The sequence below is a fragment of the Rhizobium sp. FKY42 genome, from assembly GCF_005222835.1.
Taxonomy (GTDB): domain Bacteria; phylum Pseudomonadota; class Alphaproteobacteria; order Rhizobiales; family Rhizobiaceae; genus Neorhizobium.
The window spans coordinates 66,330-91,653 of the sequence record NZ_STGA01000065.1 but is presented as its reverse complement, the minus strand read 5'-3'; the positions used below and the strand labels follow the sequence as shown (position 1 = coordinate 91,653).

Annotated in this window: 19 protein-coding genes; 8 read left to right on the top strand and 11 right to left on the bottom strand. The window is 54.4% G+C overall.

Annotated features, from left to right (window positions below; genetic code table 11):
* Positions 1 to 233 precede the first annotated feature (233 nt).
* The 3 genes from E8M78_RS21220 (at position 234) to E8M78_RS21210 (ending at position 3,892) form a co-directional block, all read left to right on the top strand.
* The gene (locus tag E8M78_RS21220; protein ID WP_137136944.1) at positions 234 to 632 is read left to right on the top strand and encodes a helix-turn-helix transcriptional regulator; all 399 of its coding nucleotides are present in this window, start codon (positions 234 to 236) and stop codon (positions 630 to 632) included.
* 1 nt (position 633) lies between these two features.
* Positions 634 to 1,044 (top strand): hypothetical protein, encoded by a 411-nt coding sequence (locus tag E8M78_RS21215; RefSeq protein WP_137136943.1) that lies wholly within the window; start codon positions 634 to 636, stop codon positions 1,042 to 1,044.
* A gap of 127 nt (positions 1,045 to 1,171) precedes the next feature.
* Positions 1,172 to 3,892, top strand: a complete 2,721-nt coding sequence (locus E8M78_RS21210; RefSeq protein WP_137136942.1) for a M10 family metallopeptidase C-terminal domain-containing protein — start codon at positions 1,172 to 1,174, stop codon at positions 3,890 to 3,892.
* A 68-nt stretch (positions 3,893 to 3,960) separates the two neighbouring features.
* Here E8M78_RS21210 and E8M78_RS21205 read toward each other — a convergent pair whose 3' ends face one another.
* The 3 genes from E8M78_RS21205 to E8M78_RS21195 all read right to left on the bottom strand — a co-directional run bounded on the left by E8M78_RS21205 (position 3,961) and on the right by E8M78_RS21195 (position 7,335).
* Positions 3,961 to 5,079: a UDP-galactopyranose mutase gene (locus E8M78_RS21205; protein ID WP_246658424.1), complete on the bottom strand. Its 1,119-nt coding sequence runs from the start codon at positions 5,077 to 5,079 to the stop codon at positions 3,961 to 3,963.
* Between the two features lie 96 nt (positions 5,080 to 5,175).
* Positions 5,176 to 6,318 carry a GNAT family N-acetyltransferase gene (locus tag E8M78_RS21200; protein ID WP_137136940.1) on the bottom strand — a complete coding sequence of 381 codons (1,143 nt, stop codon included), beginning with the start codon at positions 6,316 to 6,318 and terminating at the stop codon, positions 5,176 to 5,178.
* Between the two features lie 12 nt (positions 6,319 to 6,330).
* Positions 6,331 to 7,335 carry a sterol desaturase family protein gene (locus E8M78_RS21195; protein WP_137136939.1) on the bottom strand — a complete coding sequence of 335 codons (1,005 nt, stop codon included), beginning with the start codon at positions 7,333 to 7,335 and terminating at the stop codon, positions 6,331 to 6,333.
* 308 nt (positions 7,336 to 7,643) lie between these two features.
* Between E8M78_RS21195 and E8M78_RS21190 the strand changes: the two genes are divergently transcribed.
* Positions 7,644 to 8,900 carry a cellulase family glycosylhydrolase gene (locus E8M78_RS21190; RefSeq protein ID WP_137136938.1) on the top strand — a complete coding sequence of 419 codons (1,257 nt, stop codon included), beginning with the start codon at positions 7,644 to 7,646 and terminating at the stop codon, positions 8,898 to 8,900.
* Here E8M78_RS21190 and E8M78_RS21185 read toward each other — a convergent pair.
* Together E8M78_RS21185 and E8M78_RS21180 are read right to left on the bottom strand one after the other, a co-directional pair.
* Entirely contained in the window at positions 8,894 to 10,309 is a 1,416-nt protein-coding gene (locus E8M78_RS21185; RefSeq protein WP_137136937.1) for a hypothetical protein, read from the bottom strand. The two genes, E8M78_RS21190 and E8M78_RS21185, sit on opposite strands and share 7 nt — an antisense overlap.
* Positions 10,310 to 10,318: 9 nt before the next feature.
* The gene (locus E8M78_RS21180; protein ID WP_137136936.1) at positions 10,319 to 11,440 is read right to left on the bottom strand and encodes a glycosyltransferase family 4 protein; all 1,122 of its coding nucleotides are present in this window, start codon (positions 11,438 to 11,440) and stop codon (positions 10,319 to 10,321) included.
* 115 nt (positions 11,441 to 11,555) lie between these two features.
* Between E8M78_RS21180 and E8M78_RS21175 the strand changes: the two genes are divergently transcribed.
* Positions 11,556 to 13,007: a lipopolysaccharide biosynthesis protein gene (locus E8M78_RS21175; protein ID WP_137136935.1), complete on the top strand. Its 1,452-nt coding sequence runs from the start codon at positions 11,556 to 11,558 to the stop codon at positions 13,005 to 13,007.
* A 19-nt stretch (positions 13,008 to 13,026) separates the two neighbouring features.
* Here the strand turns inward: E8M78_RS21175 and E8M78_RS21170 are convergent, their stop codons facing one another.
* From E8M78_RS21170 to E8M78_RS21160, 3 genes are read right to left on the bottom strand one after another with little or no spacing between them, the layout of a single operon-like run.
* A complete protein-coding gene (locus E8M78_RS21170; RefSeq protein WP_137136934.1) occupies positions 13,027 to 14,967 on the bottom strand; it encodes an alginate lyase family protein in 1,941 nt (646 codons plus the stop codon).
* Positions 14,968 to 14,990: 23 nt separating this feature from the next.
* On the bottom strand, positions 14,991 to 16,226 hold the full coding sequence (locus E8M78_RS21165; protein ID WP_137136933.1) for a glycosyltransferase family 4 protein: 1,236 nt from the start codon (positions 16,224 to 16,226) through the stop codon (positions 14,991 to 14,993).
* A gap of 40 nt (positions 16,227 to 16,266) precedes the next feature.
* Positions 16,267 to 17,538 carry a nucleotide sugar dehydrogenase gene (locus tag E8M78_RS21160; protein WP_137136932.1) on the bottom strand — a complete coding sequence of 424 codons (1,272 nt, stop codon included), beginning with the start codon at positions 17,536 to 17,538 and terminating at the stop codon, positions 16,267 to 16,269.
* Between the two features lie 286 nt (positions 17,539 to 17,824).
* Between E8M78_RS21160 and E8M78_RS21155 the strand changes: the two genes are divergently transcribed.
* Positions 17,825 to 19,255 carry a hypothetical protein gene (locus E8M78_RS21155; protein WP_137136931.1) on the top strand — a complete coding sequence of 477 codons (1,431 nt, stop codon included), beginning with the start codon at positions 17,825 to 17,827 and terminating at the stop codon, positions 19,253 to 19,255.
* Here the strand turns inward: E8M78_RS21155 and E8M78_RS21150 are convergent.
* The gene (locus E8M78_RS21150; RefSeq protein ID WP_137136930.1) at positions 19,204 to 20,511 is read right to left on the bottom strand and encodes a VpsF family polysaccharide biosynthesis protein; all 1,308 of its coding nucleotides are present in this window, start codon (positions 20,509 to 20,511) and stop codon (positions 19,204 to 19,206) included. The genes E8M78_RS21155 and E8M78_RS21150 overlap by 52 nt on opposite strands.
* A gap of 109 nt (positions 20,512 to 20,620) precedes the next feature.
* Here E8M78_RS21150 and E8M78_RS21145 point away from each other — a divergent pair, with 109 nt between their 5' ends.
* Together E8M78_RS21145 and E8M78_RS21140 are read left to right on the top strand one after the other, a co-directional pair.
* Positions 20,621 to 22,138, top strand: coding sequence for a GumC family protein (locus E8M78_RS21145; protein ID WP_137136929.1), 1,518 nt, complete (start codon positions 20,621 to 20,623; stop codon positions 22,136 to 22,138).
* Positions 22,135 to 23,253, top strand: coding sequence for a glycosyltransferase (locus E8M78_RS21140; RefSeq protein ID WP_246658423.1), 1,119 nt, complete (start codon positions 22,135 to 22,137; stop codon positions 23,251 to 23,253). Before E8M78_RS21145 ends, E8M78_RS21140 begins: the two co-directional genes overlap by 4 nt.
* On the opposite strand, the gene E8M78_RS21135 is transcribed toward E8M78_RS21140, so the two are convergent.
* The gene (locus tag E8M78_RS21135) at positions 23,242 to 24,468 is read right to left on the bottom strand and encodes an ABC transporter ATP-binding protein (RefSeq protein WP_137136928.1); all 1,227 of its coding nucleotides are present in this window, start codon (positions 24,466 to 24,468) and stop codon (positions 23,242 to 23,244) included. The genes E8M78_RS21140 and E8M78_RS21135 overlap by 12 nt on opposite strands.
* Positions 24,465 to 25,250: an ABC transporter permease gene (locus E8M78_RS21130; RefSeq protein WP_137136927.1), complete on the bottom strand. Its 786-nt coding sequence runs from the start codon at positions 25,248 to 25,250 to the stop codon at positions 24,465 to 24,467. The genes E8M78_RS21135 and E8M78_RS21130 overlap by 4 nt, the downstream gene beginning before the upstream one ends.
* Between the last annotated feature and the right edge of the window lie 74 nt (positions 25,251 to 25,324).

Here is a 25,324-nt window from a genome sequence, read left to right as displayed (position 1 = left end):
AAATTTGTGATTTTCGCCGTTTCCGCGAGCCAATCTCGAAATATTCAGCTTTTTCGGGCGAAACAGTGCCTTCAATCCCATTTCTAGGATATCCTAGCGGGCAAATGTGCCACAAACTCGCCAAAAATACGAATTTTTGATGCATATCCGCTTTACAGTTATGTATCTTTCACTGTACACAGCAAGCACTATTACATTTCCGGTGCATTACGGGCTTTCAAGGGCAGCAGGGCATGACCTCTCTGGTTCAACAACTACCTAGTCGAGATGAAGCGGCCGCTTTACGCCGTGAAGCCGGGCAGTGGCTGAAGGAGCGCCGTGAGGCCGCTGGTCTTAGCCAACGCGACCTCTCTGCCAAGGTGGGTATCGAATACTATACCTTTATCTCCCAGATCGAGGCAGGCCGCGGCCGGGTTCCGGCAGAGCGCTATGAGGCCTATGCCAACGCGCTGGGCATCAACCCGCGCGAGTTCACCAAGACTATGCTGCGCTATAACGATACGGTTGTTTATAACCTGCTGTTCGGCGCGGAGGCCGAAGCCGTGAAGGTTGAGGGCGAGGCATCAAAAGCTTCGTTGAAGGAACTGGAAAAGCGGCTTGCCCTACTTGAGTCTCACTTACTGAGAGGCTGATGTGGACAGTGCAGACGCTTCTGCTTCCGAAAAACCCTTGGACTGGCCTGCCGAACTGACCGTTGCGATTGAGCAGGGGTTGGCGCTCGGTGACTTCTGCAAGAAGCATGGCGTGAGCCCTACCACTGTTCGCCGCATGGAATATCGCACGGGGTTGAAGCTTCAGCGCAAACGCATCTACCCCGCAACTCACGCTCCGGGTATAGGCATAGACTGGCCGGCAACATTGAGCGAGGCGAAGGCCGAGGGACTTTCCGTCAATCAACTGGCCGTTCGTCTTTTCGTGACGAACGCGTCTGTGCTGAATGCGGAGGATAGAACCGGCATTTATCTTAACCGTAAGCGTCCAAGCCCGCAGCGTCAGGGTGGATTCCGCACGGTAGATACCAGCAAGACTATAGACGATCACTAGTCATGTTTTTATAGTTCTCACAACAATATAAAACTTGTTTTCCATCAATCACTATTGATGTTTTTATCGTTGACGAAGCAATCCTCCCTCAATACGTGTTTCAATCAGGGACATTTTGGGGGTTTTCATGGCTACTATCCAAGGTATTTACGTCGCGTTGTTCGGCCGTCCGGCTGATCCGACAGGTCTTTCCTACTTCAACGGCGTAACCAAGAACGGCGCTGATCTCACCGCTATTGGCGATCTTGCTTCTACTGCAGAATATCAGCAACGTTTTGCAGGTCAGACAAACAGTCAGATCGTCAATTCGATCTATAAATCGCTCTTCAATCGTGATGCTGAAGCAGACGGTCTGAAATTCTTTGTCGACGGCCTGGCAAACGGAACATTTAACATCAAAAATATTGCAATCGCTATTCTGGATGGTGCTCGCAATACAGATTTGACGATCGTCAATAATAAGATCCAAGCTGCTAACCTGTTCACAACGGCATTGGATACCACAACCGAGATCGAATCCTACAAGGGTACGGCGGCGGCCGTGATTGGCCGTAACTTTCTAGTCAACATCACGGATCAGGCCAGTACTGTACCAACCAAGGCGGCCACAGATACCACAGTCGCTTCTCTGCCCGCACCGGCGGCGCCTGTCCCGACATTACTGGGTCAGTCCTTCACGCAGGAAGCCCTTGTGGGCGTCGACGTCAACAGCATTTCCGATCCGCTGTTCAAGTCGCAATGGTATCTGAAGAACAATGGTGATCGCGGTACCTCTGCAGGCCTCGACGTCAATATCGCGGGCGCCTGGGCCAGCGGATATACAGGCAAGGGCATTCGCGTTGCCGTCAATGACGATGGCATCGACATCAACCATTCTGAGTTTCAGAATATCCTGTTGAAGGATCTGACCTTCAACTCGGCGACGAAGGTGACCGGAGCCAGTGCCTACACAGCGGGCTCTGGCGGCTATGCACCTGATGCCGGTGCAAACGAGCACGGAACCGTTGTTGGCTCCATCGTGGCCATGGCCTTGGATGGTAAAGGCATGGTGGGCATGGCTCCCAACGCATCGCTCGTCTCCAGCCTTGCAGTCAGCAAGGGAAGCAACGTGGATGTGCCGGCCATCTACAACTATATGACCGATGTGGCAAAGGTTGATGTGTCCGTCAATTCCTACGGCCTTGATCCCGCCTTCTCGGAAAACTTCTGGGCACAATCAACCAACCAGGCAGACCGAGCCTATCTGGCTGCGATTGAAAAGGCAGGCCAGCAGGGCCGCGGCGGTCTGGGCACCGTTGTCGAAGTCTCAGCGGGTAACGAAGGTCCCGCCAAGGCTGATGCAGCCATGACCGGTACGACCAACAATAAATACATCATCACCGCCGGTGCCATGAACGAGTTCGGCAACAAGGCCAGCTATTCCACGCCGGGCGCCTCCGTTCTCGTCTCCTCCTTCGGCGGTGAGAACCTGGACGGCAAGGATCAGTCGGTCAATAGCGGCTTCGGTATAACGTCGGCCGACATAACCGGGGCAACATTGGGTTATAACAAGACCGATGTCGCCAATGGAGATTATTCCTTCCAGAACACCGGCACGTCTTATTCAGGCCCGATGGTTGGCGCAACGGCAGCACTCATGTTGCAGGCAAACCCGCTGCTCGGCTTCCGCGACGTCATGAATATTCTGGCACTGACGGCCCGCGCAGTCGGCACAACCAACAACTATGTCACCACGAAGGGCAATCTTCTGAATTTCGGCGGTTTGCAGTTTTCTCGTGATGTCGGCTTCGGCCTGATCGACGTCAGCGCCGCCGTTCGTCTCGCAGCATCCTGGACGGATACGGCAAAGACCGCCGCCAACTGGGTCAGTTCCGAGGCGAAAAGCGGCTCTGCGGCGGCAACGATCAGTGGTACAGGTACGACGGTAACCGCAAATCTGACAAAGAACGTCATCATCGAGCGGATGGAGTTCGATCTCAATCTGAGCACAGCAACGTCAAACGATTTGAAGGCTGTCATCACATCGCCGAGCGGCACCACAATCACTCTCTTTGATGAGCCGATGGTGGGCAAGGATGCCGCTTCCGCCGTTTGGCCCGGCACTTTCCAGATCGGCGCGACAGCCTTTTTCGGTGAACAGAGCGCAGGCACCTGGACGCTGCAGTTGATCGACAAGAACACCGGTACAGTGGCTGAGTTCAAGGAATTGACCGTTCGCGCCTGGGGATCGGAAGTCACCGCCGACAACCATTACGTCCTGGCTGACTCCTTCACCGGATCAAAGACCGTCACCGACGACACTGGAACGGATCTCATCGATGCCGCCGCCGTCAGCTCGGCGGTGACCATCAACCTCAATGCGGGCCAGACTTCGACCATCGCGGGCGGCAGTTTTGTTATCGCGGCAGGCGTTCAGATCGAAAACGCCTTCGGTGGCGCAGGCAACGATACCCTGATCGGCAACGATGTCGGCAACGTTCTGCGTGGCAATGGCGGCGCTGACACACTGACGGGCAATGGCGGCGCCGATGTCTTCATGTATGGCAATGTCAACGAGTCGACGACCCTGGCCTCTGATACAATCACCGACTTCGTTGTCGGCACGGACAAGATCGACCTGCGCCTCATCGACGCAAACCTGAAGGTCACCGGCAATCAGGAATTCCGGTTCCTTGGCCAGACGTCCACAGCACAGGTGAACGCGATTGCCTTCGATTTCGTCAACGGAAACACCCGCCTGTTCGGCGATGCCGATGGTGATGCAAACACGATCGAATTCCAGGTGGTGCTGACCGGCCAGAAGAGCCTGACAACCTCAGACTTCTTCGGTCTCGAACTCGCCGCGTGAGTTCAGACAATGGTTTAAGAAAAGGGCCACCCCCGGCAATCGGGGGTGGCCCTTTTTCATTCCACCATTCAACAATGTGCTTCAATCCATTTCGCCACATGGGTCAGCGACTGGTTGATGACCTGATGCATATCGAGATACTGGTAGGTGCCGCATCGGCCAATAAACACCAACCGATCGTTTGCAGCCGCCTTTTCCTGGTAAAGCTTGTAGGTCGCCTCAAAGCGTCCATCGCTTGTCTTCACCGGATAGTAGCGCTCCAGATTATTGTCCTTGTAATTGCAAGGCTCTTCGACGGTCCGCAGCACAGTACCCGTATCCGACACGAGGTGCGCAGGGATACGATGCCACCAGGTCTCGCGCGTAAAAGGAGACGTATCGGTGTAATTGATCACCACATGTTCAGGCGCATCCGCCTTCGGTACTTCGCTCAGATGAAAGCGGATCGAGCGATAGGGAAGTTCTCCGAACTCGTAGCCGAAGAATTCATCGATCGGCATGCTGTTGAAGCAGGCATCATAGGTCTCCAGCATACCCACCTCGAAGGCAGTATTCAGACGCACAGAAATCCTCGGGTGATCAAAGATGCGTTCGAAGATCTTCGTGTATCCGTCCTTTGGCATGGCCTGGAACGTATCTGACGGAAAGTAACGGTTTTCCCGGTCTGTTCGGATCTGCAACCGCTGCACGACCGACGCATCCACTTCGCTGAGATCGAGCTCCCACATCTTCTGCGTATAGGGGCGAAAGAAGAGATCAGTCAGATCCTGCCCGATCTTCGAATAGAGATGATCTTCGGCGCTGGTGATGGGATCACGCGCAATGACACGGGTCGACAGGAAATCCGCAACCTCTTGCGGCGTTTCCAATTGCGTACCAAAGACGGCATTGACGGTATCGAGATTGACAGGAGCAGGCACCAGCCGCCCATCCGGAAGACGGGCAACGACGCAATGGTCATAAGGAACCCATTCGGTAAACTGGTTCAGCCATTCCACGACGCGCATGTTGGAGGTGTGAAACAGATGTGGTCCGTAATGATGGATGCGCACACCGCTGGCATGGACGTAATCATAACAATTGCCCGCGATGTGGGAGCGCTTGTCGATGACCTCCACCTCATATCCGGCTTCGGCCAGCTCCCTGGCATAGACGGCTCCGGCAAACCCGGCTCCAACGACAAGCACCCTGTTCAAATCCGCCCCCTATAGCCATTCGCGAATCACCGCAGATAGGGGGTGATGACACAGCAGGCTGGGGTAAAACTGGTGCGCCTGATGTGGCTACTCCTCGTCAGGCTGTGCCTTGGCAAGGCGCGCGGATCTGAGAGCCACGAATTTTCCACGCAACGTATACGCCCTCAGGCCCAAGCCACCTTTGAGGTTTCGAGGACCAGTCAGGGATTCAAGCACCACAGAGTGTGTGGCAAAGCGGTTCTTGAATGCCTCGCCACCACTCAGAAAGTCCACGCAGACCAAACCCTGATCGAACGACCATTTGATATAATCGATCATCAGAAGCAGCCCTGGCGATGTCTGGGTAATCGCCGCATCAAAGGTGGTGATCCAGCACATCATAGTGCCGTTTTCTTCGAAATTTACCGAAATCGCAGCAATGGAGCCATCTAGCTCGAGTAGAAAGACATGCAACTTACTGAACCTTCGGATGACATCGACGAAAGCTGTCAACAAACGCATGTCGGCGGTAAAAAGGTCAGAGGAAAGCCCGCGGCCTTGCAGGGACTTTTGTTTGAGATCGGCAAGACGCGCAAGAATGGGTTGCAGCGGCTCATCATCCGCCAAGCGCCGGAACTGCAGATGACCGGACCGCTCCAGCACGTTATAGCCATGCCGATAGGTTTTACGCATCTTCTTTGAAAGACGATTGTACCAGGCGGTACCATCACCATCGCCGTTTCCGACGCGGTAGCTGACTTCCGGCCTTTCGCCTCGCGTCACATGCCTTTCACTTAATGCCACATGATCAAGCAGACGCGCCGCATTGCTGTTTGGTATGACGCGGGTTATGGCAAGGATGTCAAAGCCCCCACGTGCTACGATTTCATTCCAGAGCTCGCGCAGTTCCGACAGGGAACAGTCAGCGGCTTTCAGGAGATCGCCATAGTCACTATGGACGATCGCAGCCCATTCCAGAAAGCGGAAACCCTTTCGATGACAGATTGCCAAGGGCAGGACTGCGATCAGCAGTTCTCCCCTCCACAACAGCCCAATCCTCAATCGATGATGACGCTGATCATTAAAATTATCCCACCAGGCGGAAATCCATTCATGGCTTTGAAAGACAGATGCCCTCTGCTCCTGCCATAGTGTTCGCCAGGCCGAGGCAACCACTTGCAGACGCTCTGAGGTCGTAATAATTTCGACGCGCGTCGAGGCACCGTCCGTGGGTGAGCCTGCGATTTCCATTCCCTGTCTGCCTTACTGCGGCTCAGCAGGTGCTGCATCCGCTTTCCTCGAGAACCGACCTATAGTCCGGCGAGACAATTTCACCAATTGTCTGCCCATTTTTCTGAGTGGAAGAATCCATAGTCCCTGTAGCGACTGGTAGTCGCGTACGTCGCGATCCATCAGCCCAAACTTGAAGTCCTCGTCCGGCTTGGGCACGAAGAGCGTGCCGAACAGTCGATCCCAGAAGGAGAAGAGCAGACCAAAATTCTTGTCGTAGTGACGCGGATCGACGCTGTGATGCAGCTGATGCCAATGGGGACAGAGGATAATGTTGTTCAACGGCCCAAAAGAGATCTTGAAATGGGTATGACGCACAAAATCCATCATCAGAATGTTACGGATCAGATAGACATTTATCCCGAAGATCGTCACTTCGACGGGGTTCAGCGCAATCAGTGTCCACAAGCCGAAGAAGAAGCCCGCGATCCCGCCATCCCAGGCACGATTGATCAGATCATCAAGCGGATGGACACGATCCTTGGTAATGCCCACCATCACTTCCGCCGAGTGGTGAACCTTATGCAGTTCCCACATGAACGGCACTTTGTGCTGCACATAGTGATAGCTGTAATAGGAAATATCATAGGCAAGCAGCATCGTGACGGTAAACAGCAGGATGGTAACGGGACCTGCCGGTCCATCAATTAAAGGCGCTTCGATCCCGAACAGTCCGCCTACAACCTGATTGGTCGCATAGCCCATCACAGTGACAAAGGTAATGCCTGCAGGGATCGCAAGAAACGGCATGGCCAGCTTCTTGCTAATCCAGAACAGAGCATCAGCCCGGGCCGAAGGATGAGTCATGACCTCATGCGGGAAGGCGAAATCGAAAAAGCCGCGTAAGGACTTGTGTCCAACCACTTTCCAATAGGCAATCAAGGCACAAATAAGCGCCGTAACGAGAATGATCCCAGGCGTTATAAGATCAACTCTGGCTATTCGGACAGCAACCATCGTTACGAAATCAGAAAGCATATCCTCTCCTTGACCTGCCTGCTCATGAGCCTCTTAAGTGGGGACGGGGCGCTGTCGAAAACTGCCTCCTATCCGCAAGAGCTGTACCAACAGCAATCATTTCAGGCGCATCGAATATACGAGAAATTCGGATTTCATGTAATATCCGTGAGATAACATCGGTAAAGGCGGTTAATTTTTAAATATTTACTAAATTTCCGCCAAACTCACACTATTCCTCCACGCAGCCTATAATGAAATCTGAATGACATTGCACGGCATGTCAGAAAAGCCTCTGTCTCATGTTTGAAAGGATAGGAAGATAAATGATGCGCCGGCTTCTTCTTCCCTTGGTCCTTCTAGCCTTGCCAATGCTCTCATCCCCTTCCCTCGCCGAGCCCATAGCGCTCAAACGCGGTGTGGGCCTCCATGAGTGGTTAAACTGGTCTCCTCTCACGAAAGACAAAACCTATCGTTGGCCACCCTATCGTAGCATCGAGGAGTGGCAGTCCAGCGAGCGCCCGCTCAGCGACTGGCCAAAGGGCGATCCGTTTAAAGCAATACACCTGCTAGGCTTTGACTTTGTGCGATTAACCGTCGATCCCGGCCCTTTGCTCGACAGTGAAGGCCAACGTCGCCAGCAGGCTCTGGACGTTCTCAGCCGTGCGGTAGATCGCCTGACGAAGGTTGGTCTCAAGGTGGTCTTCAACCTTCACGGCGTCAGCCAGGTTCCCGCCTATGACATGGATATTCTCTATGATGGTGCAGATAGCGAAGGCGTTGCCCGCTACCGTTCCATGGTAAAAGCCGTTGCCGCCATGCTGGTCAGACATGGAACCGACAAGGTTGCTTTCGAACCCTATAATGAACCTGCGTACTACCCTTGCGATGCCAGCGGAACAGACGATTGGCAGCGCATCATGGCCTCCACAGTCGCGGATATCCGTGAGATCGACCGCAGGCTGGCAATCATTGTGACGGGCGCCTGCGGCGGCAGTATTACCGGGCTGACCAATCTTAATCCGCATTTCGACGACGAGAATATCCATTACAGCTTTCACATGTATGAGCCGCACAGCTTCACACACCAGAAGGCCGATTGGACAAACGGCTTCTTTTCCGGCTTCCCCTGGCCGACTAATACGGGATCGCCCGAAACCGTTATCGAAGGATTGCGCGTTCATATGCTGGCTGAGGGCTTGAACAGCCTCCAGCAGGCAGCCAATATTGCCCGCCTGAAATCTGAGATAAACGAGTACTTCAAAGAGGGTTCGAACGCGGCAACCTTGAAGGCTCGTATCGGTGAAGCCGTGGACTGGGCAAAGCGACACAATATCCCGCCACAGCGACTTTTCATGGGTGAGTTCGGCGTCATGCGGATGTCTGCGGACGGCCGATCAGGTGCCTATGATGCCGACCGGCTTGCCTATCTGCAGACCCTTCGCCAGATCGCGGAAGGCCATGGGATCCCCTGGTCGGTCTGGGAATATTCCAATCCGCACGGGATGTCCGTCATAGAACCAAAGGGACCGGCTGTCCCGGACAAGCCGATGCTACAGGCTCTTGGTCTCTCAGTTCCTCAATAGAGGTCGAGATCGAGGCGCTGATCAATAAAAGCGCGTTTGCCGCCTCGACCGCTTGCAATTTGAGTGACTTGCTCGGACTCGAATGAAAGTGTGTGACGCGCTTTCGCGACGAAATAGTCAATCATGCGCCGCACATCCGCTTCAGAGCCTTTTTCATCCAGAATGTAGCGCATCACGACAATACCCGGTTTGCCCTGATAAAACTGATATTCTCTGATACCTTTGAAGAATTCTGTATCTTCCGGCGAGAAGTCAGTCGCGACAATCCGGTTTCCATCGAGGGTAATCAGAAAGCCCGGCTTGCGGCGCGGCGCAATGCCCCCGATGCGCAACCTATAACCGTTCTCCGACGTGGGAAGTTGAACCAACCGGGCAAAATCGCGGGTATCATACCGAATGAAGGGCATACCGGTGGAGAGAAAGCCGGTTGCAACGATCCGCCCTTCCCGACCGGGCTCCGTAACAGGCCGATCGTCATCGTCCAGCAGTTCCGTCAGTCCATACAGAGGATTGAATTCATAGATACCGCCCTCTTCCTCAATCTCTACGGCGAAGGCAACCTTTTCGCTCAAGCCGTAGAAGGGAGCGATTTTGACCGGACCCAGCACTGAACGGATCAAGCTGCGCTGATGATCATGGAGAGGTTCTGATATCGGTAAAATCCCTTGGATCGGTAATTTCGGTCTGCGGCCAATCTGGTTGAGACGACGGCAAAACAGTTCGATGGCGGAAGGATAGCCGTAGAAATATCGGATCTCTCGTCTGTCGATCTCATCGAGATAAAGTGCAGCATCCTGCGCACTCAAAGGGAAAACGGCAAACTTGAGTTCCTTAAGAGCCGGATCCCAATCCATAATCCGGTTTAGACCGTCCAGCGAGAAGCCTCGAAAGCTGGCGCGTGGTGTGTTTTCATCAAATCCAATCCGCGACCACCCATCATAAACGAAGGCCATCTCACGGGGACTGCGATCCTTATCGAGATAGAACGAAAAACTGGGTTCGCTATTGGAGCCGCTGGTCTCGGCACTATCCACCTGCCGACGGGGTACGGCCAGAACATCATCTCCCGCCGATCTCAGACGAGCCTTGGTTAGAACCGGAAGCTTTTCCAGATCGGCAGGCATGATGCTTGATGGATTGAAAGACGTTCCGAAGGCACGCTCAATCTCGGCACTGTAGAAAGGACTGCCCGCATGTGCCTTGGCGAGAAGCTCACGCAGAGCGACAAGGTGCTGTTGGGCGCAATAGTTTGGATCGCTTGCGGCCCGGGCAATCCTTTGGCGCCATTCGGCATAATTGCGACCGAATTTCATCTTGGTTGGAACCAGTGAAACAAAAGGCCTTACTGCATTCTGTACGAAGCGGGGGCTACGGACATAGAGCCCGCGCAGAATATCCAGTGCCTTCATCGTCAATCCTTAATGCCGTTGGTTGCGTCGGGCGGCATCAGCCCAGACAGAACAAATGTTTCGGGCATAATGCGGCAGATCAAGCTGCCGTCGATGGGTTTCTTGGGCAGCCTCTCCCAGACGCAAGCGCAATTCAGGATCACGCAGTAATCTCTCAAGGGCAGTCTGCAGCGCCGCAACATCTCCAGGAGGAACGAGCAGACCATTCTGCTCATGTGTGATGATGTCTTCAACCGCACCGACCGGCGTTGCAACAATCGCAAGGCCTTCTGCCATTCCCTCAATCACCGAGACCGGCAGGTTCTCGGCAAAGGACGGAAGTACAAGGATATCAGCCTCAGAGAGAAGGCGCGCAACATCTTCAGGACCCTGCCATCCGGGGGCGACTACGCGCTCCTCAAGCTGCAGCTGCTTCAGACGCTGATGCAACCATTCATTTTCACCATCACCTGCCAGCGTAGCTTTCCAGCCAGAGAGGTCTTTCATACCGCCCAGCGCCTCGCAAAGCTGGGGAACACCCTTTCTTTCTCCGATGCGACCCAGAAAAAGAAGGTGGACCTTTTCCCCGCCACCCACGTGAGGCTGGGTCGGTGCTTTTGTTGCATTCGGGACAATGGCGATGCGATCGGCGGCTTCTGGAACCTTTCGAAGCACAAATTCACGCCAGGGCCGGCCCAGAACAATGATCCGGCTGGCCTTTTCGAACATCATCCTGATCTGACGATTGATGAAACTGTCGCGCTCGGACCAGAAGATCATATATTCCGCGCCATGGAGATGCAGAACATAGGGGATGGAGAATAGCCGGGCGAAAGCCGCAATGACCAGCTTGCGATAGGTACTGCCCTCGCTGGCGAGATTGATATGTATTAGATCCAACTGGCCCGAGAGCCGCGCAAACACCATGCGCAGGCAGAACCCGATGAGGTAAAAGGGCGAGAAAACGATGTGCCCGTTGCCGCGGGTTTGAACGAAACGAGCTTCGATCTTCAATCCGTCGTGAGCAGCCTGTCGCGCTAACTCATCGTGAAGAGACATCATAATACGATCGATGCCACCCTGGCCCAACCGGCCACCCGGAGTCGCAATCATGATCTTCATCGATCTGTCAGCGTCGCGCCGTTGGATCATTATGTGTCTCAATTCTAATTCGAATGATTATGCCGAGCCATTGTTAAGGTTTCGACGTTAAGGATTTCGTAAATTATAGCGGGATGTTCGCCCGATCCCCCGCAAGGAACCCTGCATGCTTCTGCGTTCGACGCTCATTTACGGTCCCGCCACACTCTTCACGCGCCTGGGCGCGTTGCTGTTTGTGGTTGTTGCCACGCGGATCGTCGATCAGCATGAATACGGTATTCTGACGCTGGTGGTTACCGTCGGCGAACTGATTGATCTGGCTGTGACCGAATGGATGCGCATCGCGCTCTTGCGTCTCGGCGGCAAGGGAGAAGTCAGCCGCGGCAGCCTTTTGCAGGCCGGGCGAATTCTAACTGGAACAACGGTGCTGGCATTCCTCTTAGCGGCCCCCGCCTCGCTCTTTGTGTTGCCGGAGCGCTGGCTGGAATTCTTCATCGCGATCTGCGTCTACCTGATTGCCGGTGCTATATCGCGTTTTGCATTGCTCGTTCTGCAACTGCAGCAACGCCATACTGCCTATATGCTGCTTGAATTCCTGCGCGCCTTTCTGCAATTGGCCTTGCCGCTCATGACAATGGTCATGGACCATAATTCCTTTCTGACCGTGTCGATCGCATCCAATCTTGGAACCTTGATTGCGGGCCTCGTTGCAGGCGTCACCGCTGCGCGAAAAATCGTTCCTGGCCCATCACGCTTTACCAGCAGGGAGTTCTTCTCGCTTGGCGTGCCGATCATTGCAGCCGTTCTCGTCAGCTTCGGATTGCATAGTGTCGAGCGTGTCGTACTGAACGAGTTTCATGGTGCCGCTTCCGTTGCCGTCTTTGCCGCAATCTTTTCGCTGGCGCGCCAACCGATCAACACCATTGCAAATGCCGTCAACACGGGCTCCTTTCCAGAAGCAGTAGGGCGCTTCGATGAGCGTGGCCCGGACGCGGCCAGCGCCTTCTTCACACAGGTCATGGCGCTGATCATTTCCCTCAGCCTGCCAGCCGCTGCCCTGCTTATTGCATTGAGCGACGATCTGGTGACCCTTATTCTGCCGCCGAATTATAGCGGACATCACACCATCCTGTTCGCGATCATCACCCTGACGGTCATCATCGCCAATGTTACCAGCTTCGTGTTCAATGCGATGGTGCATGCTCACAAGCGGCCGCAGCTTCTGATCGTCAACAATACGATCGGGTCCATGGTCGGTATCGCTTTGTGCTTCGTGCTGATCCCCGGCATGTCGGAAGTCGGTGCGGCACTGGCGCTGGCCGGTGGCGCCGTCACCAATATGATCGTCTCTATCATCATCAGCCATCGCCTGACGCCCATCTCGGTTCCATGGCGCGCAATTGCCTATGCTGTCCTTGTGGCTCTGGGCACAGCAGGTGCTGCAGCCCTTGCAACGCAGGAGCTTCAATTTCTGCCGGTGTTCTTCCGTTTGGGCTTCGCCAGCCTTGCTGGCGGACTAGTTTTCCTCGGCTTGAATGCGGCTTTGCATCCTAAGGTTACGCTGAAAAAACTGGCAATGGTCAGGGCTCGTCTGTCAGTACGAGGCGAGACCAGCTGATCTTATCTTCGGATTGAAGTCAAAGAATATGGAATTCAGTCACGGCCTCTGCCGGAAAATTGTCCGTGGTCCAGACAATGCGCGGTGCAGGCTCTTTTGTACCGAACGTGCCTGAAACCCATCCGCCTTGATCCGGTCCTGCACCGACGATGATCGAAAGCCTGCCATTGCCGGGGAAGGCAATCCGGAGAACCAGCTCATCTTCCAGTGAGACAAACACGCTGTTGTCTTCGATCCTGGCTGTGGCAGCAGGTGCCAATTGATAACTCATCTCGACGAGAGGTGGTTTTTGATCCCCAGTAAGGCAATCTTGCACACGAATAGATGAGCCGAGCACAGAAAGGCTGCGCTCATGCATAAGGCCGAATTCTTTCAAGTAGCCATCATGGCAGGCACGGAAAGCAGGATGACGACCGTCCGCATGATCCAGAAGTCGAGCATTGGCCTTGTGCGACCAGTTGAATGCGCCTGAAATAATGCTCTGGTCTCGTCCACCCAACCGCAGCGTATTATGCGCTGCAGTCCCCCGGAACCAGTCACGCCAGACGCCTCCCGAATGATAGAGATAGGTGCCGGGATCAACCAGAACGGGGCGATCATTCACATAAAGCAGCCAGGCCAAGGCATCGGCGTGTCCATGTGCGGCAATGGAAAGATAGCCAAGCGGTCCGTGGTCAAAGACCACAAGCGCATCCTTATTGGTGATCTGTCCTCGGAAGACACTATAGCCTCCGGCCTCGAAAACTCGAACGCCCTGCGGCACTGCAGCGGTTTGCGCACAGCTTGAGAAAACAGCATCCCTCAATGTCGGAGAGACAGGCAGGGGCCCTTCCGCATCCATGCCCAGATAGCCCCAGATGGCAGCAGAGACAGACGCGGGATAGCAATAGTCTGCTTCGGCAAGTGTGATGACGCGCCCCTCGTCATCATCGCAGATCTGCGGCGTCGTCGCGTCACGCAACGTCATCCAGCTGACGAAACGGGCAAACCGCAACAAGGCCTGACTGACATTGGCCGCAAGCGGACGGCCTGCGTTGCGCGCCATGCAAGCACATAACAGCAGGAACTCGGCGGTGAAGGCACCATAGGTGGGCGATTGTTCCGCTCCCACACCATCACACAGGATCTGCTTGTCCGCTTCCCGCTCCAGGACACGACTGGATTTGGCCAGAACTGTGGAGGCGTCCGGCAATTCCGGCATACACAGCGCAATGAGAAATTCACCAGCGCATTCAGCGATGAGATGATTGTTTGCAGAGGAATACCCAGACGGGAAGCGCCGCATCCAGGCAAGATGGGACACCAGAATGAGCCGGATGCGCTTGCGTGTTTCGGGCGACAGGTCAGATCCACAGCAGGTGCTGACAAAAAGAAGGCTGATGGCGCGCAAGCCAAGCTCGATCCCGGAATTCCAGCCGATACCACGATAAGGCGGATTATGCGTGAACCAGCTCTCAATGACGGCCTCGATGAAGGCGAGCGCATCCTTATTCCTGCTCAAGGCATAATGAGCTGCAACGGGCTGCAGGAACTGCAGCCTGTGATATTCCCAGGCATATTTGATATCGCCGTAATCTTTGGCGTGGCGATATCCTATATCAAAGGAAAAAGCATCTGCACCCGGCCAATGCTTTCCCGTCACAGGGTCGAGGGTCCAGATATGTAGCGGAAATCCGTCACGCCAATCGAGTTTCGGCCAGGTCACACCGAGGGCGCTGAACTGTCCCGACAGAATGCGCTCGGCAGACATGCGAATTGCAAGACGCAGCTGCGGTGAAGTTTTCTCAAGGGACGCCAGAAGCCCCGGCATCTGCGGAGCCTCACTTCCAGAGGGATCATATCGATCCCATCGGTCCAAACGGCCTTTCGCGGCTTTTCGCAAAGCCTGTTCCTGAACCCGCCAGGCGATCTCGGCCGGGCTCATGGAGCGGAGCCGATTGACAAGCCAGACAAGGTTCATGAACTGAGATCCTGTGAATGAGATTAGGCGCGCTTTGCTGCCTTATAGGCACTCAGAAGTTTAGGAATCTCATAAGTCCAGGCCATTTCCGTCTCAACGCGACGCTTTCCGAACCCGCCCATATAGGCGCGTTTCTCGGGATTGGCCAAAAGCTCCTCAATCTTGTCGGCAAAATCAATTGGATCATTCGCCTTCGCATACAAGGAAGCGGCCTGAGCGCTGTAACGACCTTCCGTGACATCAAACTGCACGATCGGCTTGCCGATTGCCATGTATTCCAGGATCTTGTTCATCGTCGATTTGTCATTCATCGGATTGACCCGATCCGGATTGACGCAGACATCGGATGTGGACAGGACCTCAAACAGGACCTGATCTGGTGCGCGGCCAGTAAAGGTGACATAGTCGCTGACCCCAAGCTGATGCGCCATACATTTCAGGCTTTCGAGTGCAGGGCCACCTCCCACCAACGCGAACTGAATGTCCTGACGCCCCTTGGTGTGAACCAGATGAGCAACTGACTCCAGAAGGAGATCAATCCCTTCCTGATCTCCCATGACACCCAGATAGCCAACGAGATAATCGCGGCCATTCTTGAGGCTGCCGTTTGGCTCGACCGCCTTTACCCGGTTGAGGTCCGGCCCACTGCGAACGACGAAAACATCTTCCGGCTTCTTGCCACCCCGCTCGATCGCAATCTTGCGATAGCTTTCATTGGTGGAGATTACCACATCCGCCGCCTTGAATGTCAGCCATTCGCACATGCACAGCAACCGCCAGAATAGGCCGCGCTTGCCAAACTTGGCTTCGAACAGCTCCGGATTGATATCGTGATGATCGAATATGTAGCGTTTGCCCAACAGCTTGAACTGCCATGCGATAAGGAAGATCAGATCCGGCGGATTGCACCCCTGAATAGTATCGAAGCCGTGCTTGAAGAGTATCTTCCACGATAGCACCGTCTCCCAGAACAGAGCCGAGGAATACTCCATCAGATAGCCCAACGCACCATTTGCCTCGAGTGGCATGGGATGGCGATAGATATGGATGCCTTCAAGGAACTGGTAAGGTTCGTTGTAACCCTTGCCCATGGGGCAGATGATGGAAACCTGCGCACCTGATTTTTGCAATGTGCGCGCCTCCTGCCAGACCCGCCGATCAAACGGAACAGGCAGATTCTCCACGACGATCAGGATCTTGCGACCAGCCAGAACAGGCCCGAAGCTAGTGCTTGTTTTCCATGTCTGGTTGACATTCATCTTCTTATCCTTCCGGGGACGCCAGCATCGACTGATCTGCTCAAGGCAGCCGTGCGATCTCGACGACGTTTGCCTTGTCTGCGAGCTCGAGGAGCTTGCCTGTGTCGTTGGTTACGACGATGCGGTCGTAGGCGGTCGTCTCGGCGGTTGCCTTATCGACCAGAAGCTTTGAGAGGGTTGGAATTTGCGTATAAGCGTAGCCCAGATTGGCGCCGACCAGCTTGGTGGCATCAATTGCGGGATCAAACACATGCAGGTCATAGCCATCGCGTAGGAAAGCGCGCGCCAGATCAATGTTCGGACTCTCACGCAAGTCGTCGGTATTAGCCTTGAAGGCCAGCCCTACGAGAAGCACTCTGCCCCCCGGTTTCAAGCCATTGGCAGCATACTGATAAAGCCGATACTTGTGTGCCTCGTTCGAGCGCAGGAGCGAATCCACAACATGCGTGTGGGCACCGCAGTCAGCTGCAATATATTGAAAGGCCCGCACATCCTTGGGCAGACAGGAGCCACCAAAGGCACCGCCGGGGCGCATATAATAGCTCGAAATATTCAGCTTGGTGTCTGAAAGAAAGATCTCACTGACCTTCGATGCGCTCAATCCAAGCTGAAGACAGACCCGGCCCACCTCATTGGCGAAGGCGACTTTCAGCGCATGCCAGGTATTATCCACAAACTTAGTGAGTTCCGCTTCACCGTAATTCACCACGAACGTTGGTGCCTGGATGTTCCGGTTGAGTAGAGCGAGGCACTCATTCGGCTGTCCGTCAACGGTACCCACCACAATCTTGGGCGGATCGAAGTAATCCTTGACGGCCGAACCTTCACGCAGGAACTCAGGATGGTAGACAATTTCGACAGAAGCGGCGAAATCAGCGCCCAGTTCAGCACGGAAGATCGGCGCAATCAGTCCCTCTATGGTGCCAGGACGAATTGTAGAACGATAGGCAACGACCAGAGGCGTACTGCGATGACCTGATTTGACAGCCGAAGCAATTTGGCGTGAAACTTCCGCAATATAGGTCATATTGTGGGAGCCATCCGGCGCACTTGGCGTTCCGACGCAAACGATCGCGAGGTCGACATCGGCAAGACGGTTGCCGATCTTCGTATGGGCGGAGATCAAGCCCTTGGTGAGGCCCGACTGCAGCATTTCTTCAAGACCTGCTTCGATGATCGGAGGATGTCCGGCTCGAATTCCCAAGACTTTTTTTTCACTGACATCAAAACCGACGACCGAATGTCCGTCTGCCGCAATGCAGCACATGGCAGTAAACCCGACGTAGCCCAGGCCAAAGATCGCTACTTTCATGACTGCCTCACTCCACGCAAACTGACAGAATGCAAGTTTCTGTTGGAAAGTGCAGCGTAAGATTGCTTCCGATAAGGCCTGGCAATCATTGCTTAGACCCGGGGAATTCCACGCGCACTCTCTCCCTGAATTTCTGAAAGGCAAAATGGCGCAGGAGCAATGAATATTCGAAAACTAAAATACGTAAAATTTTAATCTAGGCGCACTTAGGGACACCCGGAAATATATTAAGTTAATGATATATTGGGGAATTGCTTACAGCTTGGTGTATCGAGGCAGGAGAAGAATGAATATAGTATTGAAAATTGACGAAGGAGCGGATGTTTTCCTAGATAACCTCCAGCACCGTTTGACATTATTGGGCCATAACGTCTGTATCCATAAAGGCCGAAGCTGCACCTCCAAAAATATCCTTCTACGCTTCATTCTCGCGAGTGAGAGAAAGCTTTTGCGACTGCCACAGCCTACGGTGCCCGAGGGAAAATCGTCAAATTTCGATGCTGATCTGATCGTCGATTTAACCCAGGAGTCTGTCAATACGCAGGCGCCGCGTCTTACAGTCGAGATCAACGGCCACGCGGATTTCCTGGCAGCCCTCGCCAGTACCAAAACTAAATCGCGGCATGCCAATATCGTGGTTTTTGTTGATGGACGCGCCGTCGCGCAAGGTCAGCCAATGATGAGTCGGCAAGTCTTTCTATCTCATACAAGGGATGAACTGAACGCTGCTGTCGAAACATTGGTGCTGAGTGCTGTTGCCCGCCTGTCAGCGGGCCAAAGCCATGAAATTTCCTGCTCCGCGGACAAGGTCACACCTTCATTTTTCCTCCTGCGCTATCCCTATGATTTTGGCCGCGCTGTGCTGCGAAAGGTGATTGCCCGATTGTCAAAGAACCATAAGCCATTCTATTGGCAAACGGCCTGGCGAGTTACAGAAGGAAACGGCATTTCGCCTGCGCGAGATAGGCCTGATCCAACCCCTTTCATTGAGTTGAAAGATGACGGGGAGCGGTTTTACGCAGACCCGTTTCCTTTCGAGTACAAGGGGCGTTTCTATGTCTTTGTCGAAGAATTTCCTTATCGGGAGGACAAGGGCGTCATCAGCGTTGCGGAGCTTCAAGACAATGGAACGCTCTCTCAGCCCCGTATCGTGCTTCGTGAACCTCACCATCTGTCCTATCCAAATGTCTTCCGACATAAGGATTCCATTTTCATGATCCCGGAGTCCGGTGGCGCGCAGAAAGTGGTTCTCTATAGAGCAGAGGAATTTCCCGATCGATGGATCAGGGAGAGAGTCCTGATCGAAGGTGCAAACATCAATGATGTGACACTGATCGAACGCGATGGCCGCTTCTATATGTTCGCAACCGAGAAGATCGGCAAAGGTAGTGCCTCCGATACGCTCGTAGTCTACAGCGCCCCGGATCTCATGGGGCCCTGGCTACCGCATAAGTTAAATCCCATTCTTGTAGACAAACGCGGCGCGCGGCCGGGTGGATGTATTCTCGAAGAAAACGGCCGCCTCTTTCTGCCAGTGCAAGATGGCAGTGAGGTCTATGGTGGTGGCCTGGGACTGCGCGAAATCCTGTCCCTCAACGATGAGGACGTGATTTTGGGAAATGTCTTCCCGGTTACTACAGGCTCGGCTTGGCAGAAGAAAGGTATTCACACACTTAATCGGTGCGGCCCATTGGAGGTTGTCGATAGCACCTGGTGAAAATGCCGATCTACGCGCACTGCAGGCACTGATGATCCTGCGTGGCGAAAAGCGACCACCAGAACCGTCAGAAAGATGATATCCGGTGTCTTCGTCGCCAAACCATTATTCGACAGGTTCACAAGGATATAGGTGAGGCCTGCGATCTTTGCCTGAACCGGGACTTCAGTCAAAAGAGCCCTGAAATATTTGACGATGATATAGGTAAAGCCAAGTGCTGCGGGCAGGCCTAGCGTGAGGATGATATAAACGGGCGCACTTTCGATGAAAGGCAGGTCCAGTTTTTCTCGAACCAGTGCCAGCAGAACGTTTGCGTCCATGCCTGAAAAAATATCCCGCCATGTGACCAAACTGAAGACCTGGTAAATTCGCACGCGCGCCATGAAGTTTTCGTCAAACAGACTGCCTCCAAAACGGCTGAGGAAACCTGCAGCAAAAAGCCCTGCGATCAGCACGCATCCCATGACCAGCACGAACAAAATGGCGAAAAACTTGATTTTCTTTTCCTGCTGCTTTGAAAGACCGCTCCATGAAGAAAAGTAAAGCAGAGAAATGATCTGGGCCGCCCCGGCGAGCATGGCAAGTCGAGCGCCAGCAGCCGCCAGACCAACGAACAGAAGGAGAGCAATGGCTATTTTGACCCACAGCCGCCAGCGTGTGAGCGTCAAGAAGCCAATTGCAAGGACAGTCTGTGAACCGAGGGAAAGGGGGTGTCCCGTCAAGCCTGTAGGTCGAAAGACTGGTTCTCCCTCACTAAACGGCATGAGCCGCTGCTGAAACAGCATTTCGACAATGCCCAGAACAGCGCTCAAGATCATGATGATGAGAATGATTTCTCCGGTTCTGTAGCGCGCCTCGCGGCTTTGGCTGATAAGCAACAATCCCGCCAGCATCGCGACCAGATAGGTGTCGATCAAGAAGCCGGTAGCGCCGAAGCCATTTGTGACGACGATAAAGGCCGTCAGAAGAATGATCAGACCGCTGCAGACGATGAAACTCTTGAAGAGAGCAATGTCTGATCCCTGTAGCACAAAAGGCCTTGCAAAGAGCGATCCGAACAGGACCAACACGATTGCATAGGCTGCAAGATGGAATTTCACCAGGAAATTGCCGCCTTCGGTCGTGTAGCTTACGAAGAGATCGAGCAGAAGGTTGGGAACGAAAAGGCGCAGCAACAATGCCGTGACTGTCAGTACCAGAAAGGCCAGTTCGACAGCGTTCTGGCGGCTTGCGGAGATCATCCGCTCATCGGTCATGTCATGCCACCTTATATAAGACGCAATGCAAGTATCCCAGCAATCCATAAGTGGGACATTAACCTCATGGACTTAAGGTAACGTCTTAAGGAAAATGAGGCGTTAACATATGTCTGCTCTCAAGCGAGATCCATCAGCGCGCGCAACAGCTGCGCCCTCCTTGCTCACCTATGAGAACGGCCCCAGTCGCACCGGTGCGCAACATGCTGAAGCAAGTGGCCAGGACACACCCATTACGATCGAGAAGATGGGTGACTTTCTTGAGGTAGATCTTCGGCGCCTGTTCGTATGGCTCAAAGCAGGGTTGAAGCTTACGCTTGTGTGTAGTTTTCTCTTTGCCTTTGTGGCCGCCACCTACGGCCTGCTTGCTACCCGTTACTACTCCGTCAGCACGGATGTGTTGATAGAGCCCGCCAATATTCAGATTATCAATAACGATCTTTACGCCCAGCCAGCACAACAGGGCGAGGGCTTGCGTATGGCAATTTCCAACCGTGCGCGCCTGATGACCTCCGGCAATGTTCTGGCACGGGTCGTGGAAAGTCTGAAACTGGGTGAAGATCGCGAGTTCTATAAACCCTCAAGCGTCGGGCTTATGGCCTCCATCTTTGGCGGTAGCATATCCAACGGCAAGCCGGACCCCAATCTGGCAGCACTCAAGGTTCTGCAGACAAAGATTTCCCTGAACCTTGACGATCGTTCCTTCGTTGCGCGATTGTCGGTAACCGCTCAGTCCACAGACAAGGCAATTGCAATTTCCAAGGCAATCATCGAAGCCTTCAATGCAGAGCTGGCCAATACGGAATCTGAAACGGCAGGAAGAGCCGCCAAGGCCCTGGATGACCGCCTGACTGATCTGAAGAAACAAGCCCTTGCCGCAGAAGAAGCTGTCGAGGCCTATAAGCGAACCCATGGACTGACGACGGGCGAAAATGGTCAACTCGTCAGTTCTCAAACAATGTCGCAGACGAATACCCAGGTTTTGGCTGCCCGAACACGAGTGATCGATGCCCAGGCTAACTATAATGCTCTGATCCGGGCCAGCGATAACTCAGCCGCCACCATTCCTGTGGTCTCTGACACATTGCGCGACCTGAAACTGCGGGCTGCTGTTTTAGAACAGCAGTTGAGCTCCCAGCAGATGATCTATGGTTTGCGCCACCCCTCGATTACCCGCACGCAAAGCGAACTCAATTCGGTGCGAGAACAGATCAAGAATGAGCTTCAGCGCGCCACAAACGCTGCCCAGGCGGATCTGGACAAAGCCAATGAGGCCTTGCGGAACCTCAGCTCCAATATGGTCGAGCTTAAGAATTCCGCCTTCAACGATGCTCAGTCACAGGTCGAACTTCGCGATCTGCAACGGGAAGCACTGGCAAAGACCCAGATCTACGAAAGTTTTCTGGTCCGCGTCCGGCAAATCTCGGAGCGGGAATTGATTACAACCGACACTGTCCGGATTGTTACGCCCCCACTACCGCCGAATGGTCGCTCATGGCCACCCGGTACAGCCGCGCTCTTCGTCATCGGCGCAATTCTCGGTCTTCTGTTCGGTCTTGGCCTTTCAGTCATGCGCGGTATGTATGTCGACATGCGATTGAACCATTCTGCAAGAGCACATCAGTGACTGTGCCCCGTCGTCTCGTCTTCCACATCCCCGCTTTGATTGGCGGCGGCGCAGAACGGGTTTGCGTTCTGATTGCCAATGAAATGGCGCGCCGAGGTCATGAGGTCACTCTGTTCGTCTGGAATCAGGAAGGCCCTAACAGGGAGCTCGTCGGCGAGAGTGTGCGGCTGGTCAGTCTGGATCTTGCGGCGGACCACGGACGGTTCGGCAAGATAATCACCCTCCAGGGAATGTTCCGGACAATTCTTTTCCTGCGGCGCAAACAACCGGATGCCGTTTTTTCAGCACTGGATTTTGCCAACGCCCTGATGGCTGTAGCTCTGCTGCTCGCAAGATCCAAAGCTCTGTTTTTCCCTTCCTATCACGCGGCTTCACAGATGAAGCTTGGCGGCCTCGCCTATAGGGTCGTCGACCTTCTCGACCGGGTGACAGCAAGGCGCAGCACCAAGGCAATCAGCGTTTCGAATGGAATCGGACAAGATCTCGTTCAACGGGGCTTTCAAAGAAGCAAGCTCGTTACGATCTGCAATCCTCTCCCCTCCCCGGCGCGGCGCAGTCATGAGCGGTATGCCTGGGAAGATAAGCTTGCCGAAATGGGCGAGGGTCCTGTTGTCATCACGCTTGGCCGGTTGGTTGCCGTGAAGGATCACCGGACCCTGCTCGACGCTTTCAGCCGACTGGATCCGTCGCGGGGCACGCGGTTGGTTCTATTTGGAGATGGTCCGCTGCGCACAGAACTGCAGGACTATGCCCGGTCCCTTGGAATATCCGAACGCGTTCTCTTCGCAGGCTATGTGAACGATCCGGCAACCTGCTATGCGGCAGGTGATCTGTTCGTTCTGTCCTCCAGAACCGAAGGCTTTGGCAATGTTCTGGTTGAGGCATTGGCTTCGGGCATCCCGGTCGTATCGACAGATGCGCCCCACGGTCCGCGGGAGATTCTGAAAGACGGCACGTTCGGAACTCTTGTGCCTGTCGCAGACCCGGACGCGCTGGCGCAAGCAATCACCTCAGCCCTCGATGCCTCGCACGACATCGAGGCTCTCAAACGCCGATCGCGCGACTTCGACGTCACGGTCATTGGCGAAGATTATGAGAAGTTGCTAGCGTCTTGAGACGGCAAAGACTGACGGCAGATAGATCCGCCCGTCAAAGGTCTGCTTACTGGTGTTGGCGACATCAAAGATGATGGCGAGATCGCGCCATTCATAATTATCCTCGATGTGGCTCTCGCCACCGACCAGCGCCAGAGCTACCGAATAGGTTCCCACACCCAGGTCCGCCCTGAAGCGCGCGGAGAATTCGATCTCTTCCCCGGCCTTCACATCGGTCAGCGCCTGTTCGCTGTAATAGGTGTTCGTGCCATACATGGTCTGACCGAAGCGGTCCTTGATCGCATAGCCGAAGACGAGAGACTCGACGTCTTCGTTCGCTTTGGCCTTCACACGAATAGAGACTTCCGCCCCCACATCCAGCGTATCGACAAGACCGCCCTTCTCGTCTTCCAGCCATGTCTTGACGATCGAAACCTTACGCGAACCGGAGCTTGTCTGGACGCGACCATCCTCCCGCTCTTCGGTGAGGATCGGCTGCGCTTCCTTCTGCCCGAGCAGGGCGTTGTAATAGTCGAGAACGGTTTCTGGCTCTCCATCAAGCGCCACGGCACCTTCGTGCAGAAGAATGGCCCGATCGCAAAGGCTGAGCAGTGCCATCCGGTCATGCGAGACGAGGATCAGGGTCGTGCCCTGCTGGCGGAACTCCTTGATGCGGTCAAAGCTCTTGTGCTGGAAATAGGCGTCGCCTACGGAGAGCGCCTCATCGACGATGAGAATGTCCGGACGAAATGCCGTCGCAACCGAAAAGGCAAGCCGCATATGCATGCCGCTGGAATAGACACGCAGCGGTTGATCGAAATAGCTTCCCAGTTCGGAGAACGCCTCGATACCTTCCATGGCTGCCGCAATATCCGCATGCTGGTAGCCCATGAGGCCGAGCGCATGAAACACGTTCTGGCGACCGGTGTAATCCGGATTGAAGCCCATCCCCAATTCGAGAATAGCGGAAATCTTGCCCGAAAGGCCGATATTGCCTTCGGTCGCGCGCATGGTTCCGGTAATCAGCTTGAGCAGCGTGCTCTTGCCTGCGCCATTGCGACCGACAATCGCCAGCGCCTGGCCTGCCTCGACAGTGAAGCTGATGTCACGCAGCACCCAGCGTTCTTCCGGTTGTCCGACGGGCAGAGAAAACCAGCCGAGAACGCGATGCAGTTCGTGCCGATAGCGACGAAAAACCTTGCCGACCTTGTCGACGGTCATGACCACATTCGTCATAGCACATCCACCATTTCAGGGCTTGCCTTGCGAAAGAGCGTGAAGCCGAGAGCCAGGAACGCCAGTGCCAGAAAACCAAGCACGCCAAGCACCTTCAGGTCGGGCATGGTGTTGTAGACCATGACGCGGTGATAATTTTCCACCATCCAGAACAGTGGATTGGCCTTGATGATCGACTGGAAGGCCGGCGGCAGAATGTCTTTCACATAGACGATCGGCGTCATCCAGAACAGGAACTGAATGACGATCGGTACGATCTGGCCAACATCGCGAATAAAGACGTTCAGGACGCCGAGGGTTACGCCAAGTCCGGCGGCAAAGGCCGCATTGACGGCGATGAGAACCGGCAACCACAGAACGTTCCACCCCATCTGGAAACCGGCCAGGGTGAAGACAGCCAGCAGCACAACGAAGAAGATCAGGTTGTTGATGACAGAGGTGATGACGACGACCAATGGCAGGGCAATGCGGGGAAAGGCGATCTTCTTCAGAACATTGCCACTCTCGATGAAGACATTCATGCTGCGACTGATGATCTCGACAAACAGCAACCAGCCCTGGAAGCCTGCCATCAGATAGATGGCATAGGCAAAGGTATTGTCGATTCCGGGCAGTCGTTGCGACATCACGGACGAAAGAACAAAGGCATAGGTGACGATCTGGGCGAGCGGCGCAATGACGAGCCACAACAGACCGAGACGGCTGCGCGCCACACGGTTCCTGAAATCGGCCTGCACCGACGTCACGATGAAATATCGATAGTTCCAGATGGCATTCAGCATTGATAAGGGGTCGCCTTGCCTGACTGTTTGGTTTCACCAGGCGCTTTGACGAGCACCTTTTGCATTTCCGGAGA

Bases quoted from the DNA above. Each gene is read 5' to 3' on its own strand.
- E8M78_RS21220 (WP_137136944.1), top strand. From the start codon at position 234: ATGACCTCTCTGGTTCAACAACTACCTAGTCGAGATGAAGCGGCCGCT.
- E8M78_RS21210 (WP_137136942.1), top strand. From the start codon at position 1,172: ATGGCTACTATCCAAGGTATTTACGTCGCGTTGTTCGGCCGTCCGGCT.
- E8M78_RS21200 (WP_137136940.1), bottom strand. From the start codon at position 6,318: ATGGAAATCGCAGGCTCACCCACGGACGGTGCCTCGACGCGCGTCGAA.
- E8M78_RS21195 (WP_137136939.1), bottom strand. From the start codon at position 7,335: ATGCTTTCTGATTTCGTAACGATGGTTGCTGTCCGAATAGCCAGAGTT.
- E8M78_RS21190 (WP_137136938.1), top strand. From the start codon at position 7,644: ATGCGCCGGCTTCTTCTTCCCTTGGTCCTTCTAGCCTTGCCAATGCTC.
- E8M78_RS21185 (WP_137136937.1), bottom strand. From the start codon at position 10,309: ATGAAGGCACTGGATATTCTGCGCGGGCTCTATGTCCGTAGCCCCCGC.
- E8M78_RS21180 (WP_137136936.1), bottom strand. From the start codon at position 11,440: ATGATCCAACGGCGCGACGCTGACAGATCGATGAAGATCATGATTGCG.
- E8M78_RS21175 (WP_137136935.1), top strand. From the start codon at position 11,556: ATGCTTCTGCGTTCGACGCTCATTTACGGTCCCGCCACACTCTTCACG.
- E8M78_RS21170 (WP_137136934.1), bottom strand. From the start codon at position 14,967: ATGAACCTTGTCTGGCTTGTCAATCGGCTCCGCTCCATGAGCCCGGCC.
- E8M78_RS21165 (WP_137136933.1), bottom strand. From the start codon at position 16,226: ATGAATGTCAACCAGACATGGAAAACAAGCACTAGCTTCGGGCCTGTT.
- E8M78_RS21160 (WP_137136932.1), bottom strand. From the start codon at position 17,538: ATGAAAGTAGCGATCTTTGGCCTGGGCTACGTCGGGTTTACTGCCATG.
- E8M78_RS21155 (WP_137136931.1), top strand. From the start codon at position 17,825: ATGAATATAGTATTGAAAATTGACGAAGGAGCGGATGTTTTCCTAGAT.
- E8M78_RS21150 (WP_137136930.1), bottom strand. From the start codon at position 20,511: ATGACCGATGAGCGGATGATCTCCGCAAGCCGCCAGAACGCTGTCGAA.
- E8M78_RS21145 (WP_137136929.1), top strand. From the start codon at position 20,621: ATGTCTGCTCTCAAGCGAGATCCATCAGCGCGCGCAACAGCTGCGCCC.
- E8M78_RS21135 (WP_137136928.1), bottom strand. From the start codon at position 24,468: ATGACGAATGTGGTCATGACCGTCGACAAGGTCGGCAAGGTTTTTCGT.
- E8M78_RS21130 (WP_137136927.1), bottom strand. From the start codon at position 25,250: ATGCTGAATGCCATCTGGAACTATCGATATTTCATCGTGACGTCGGTG.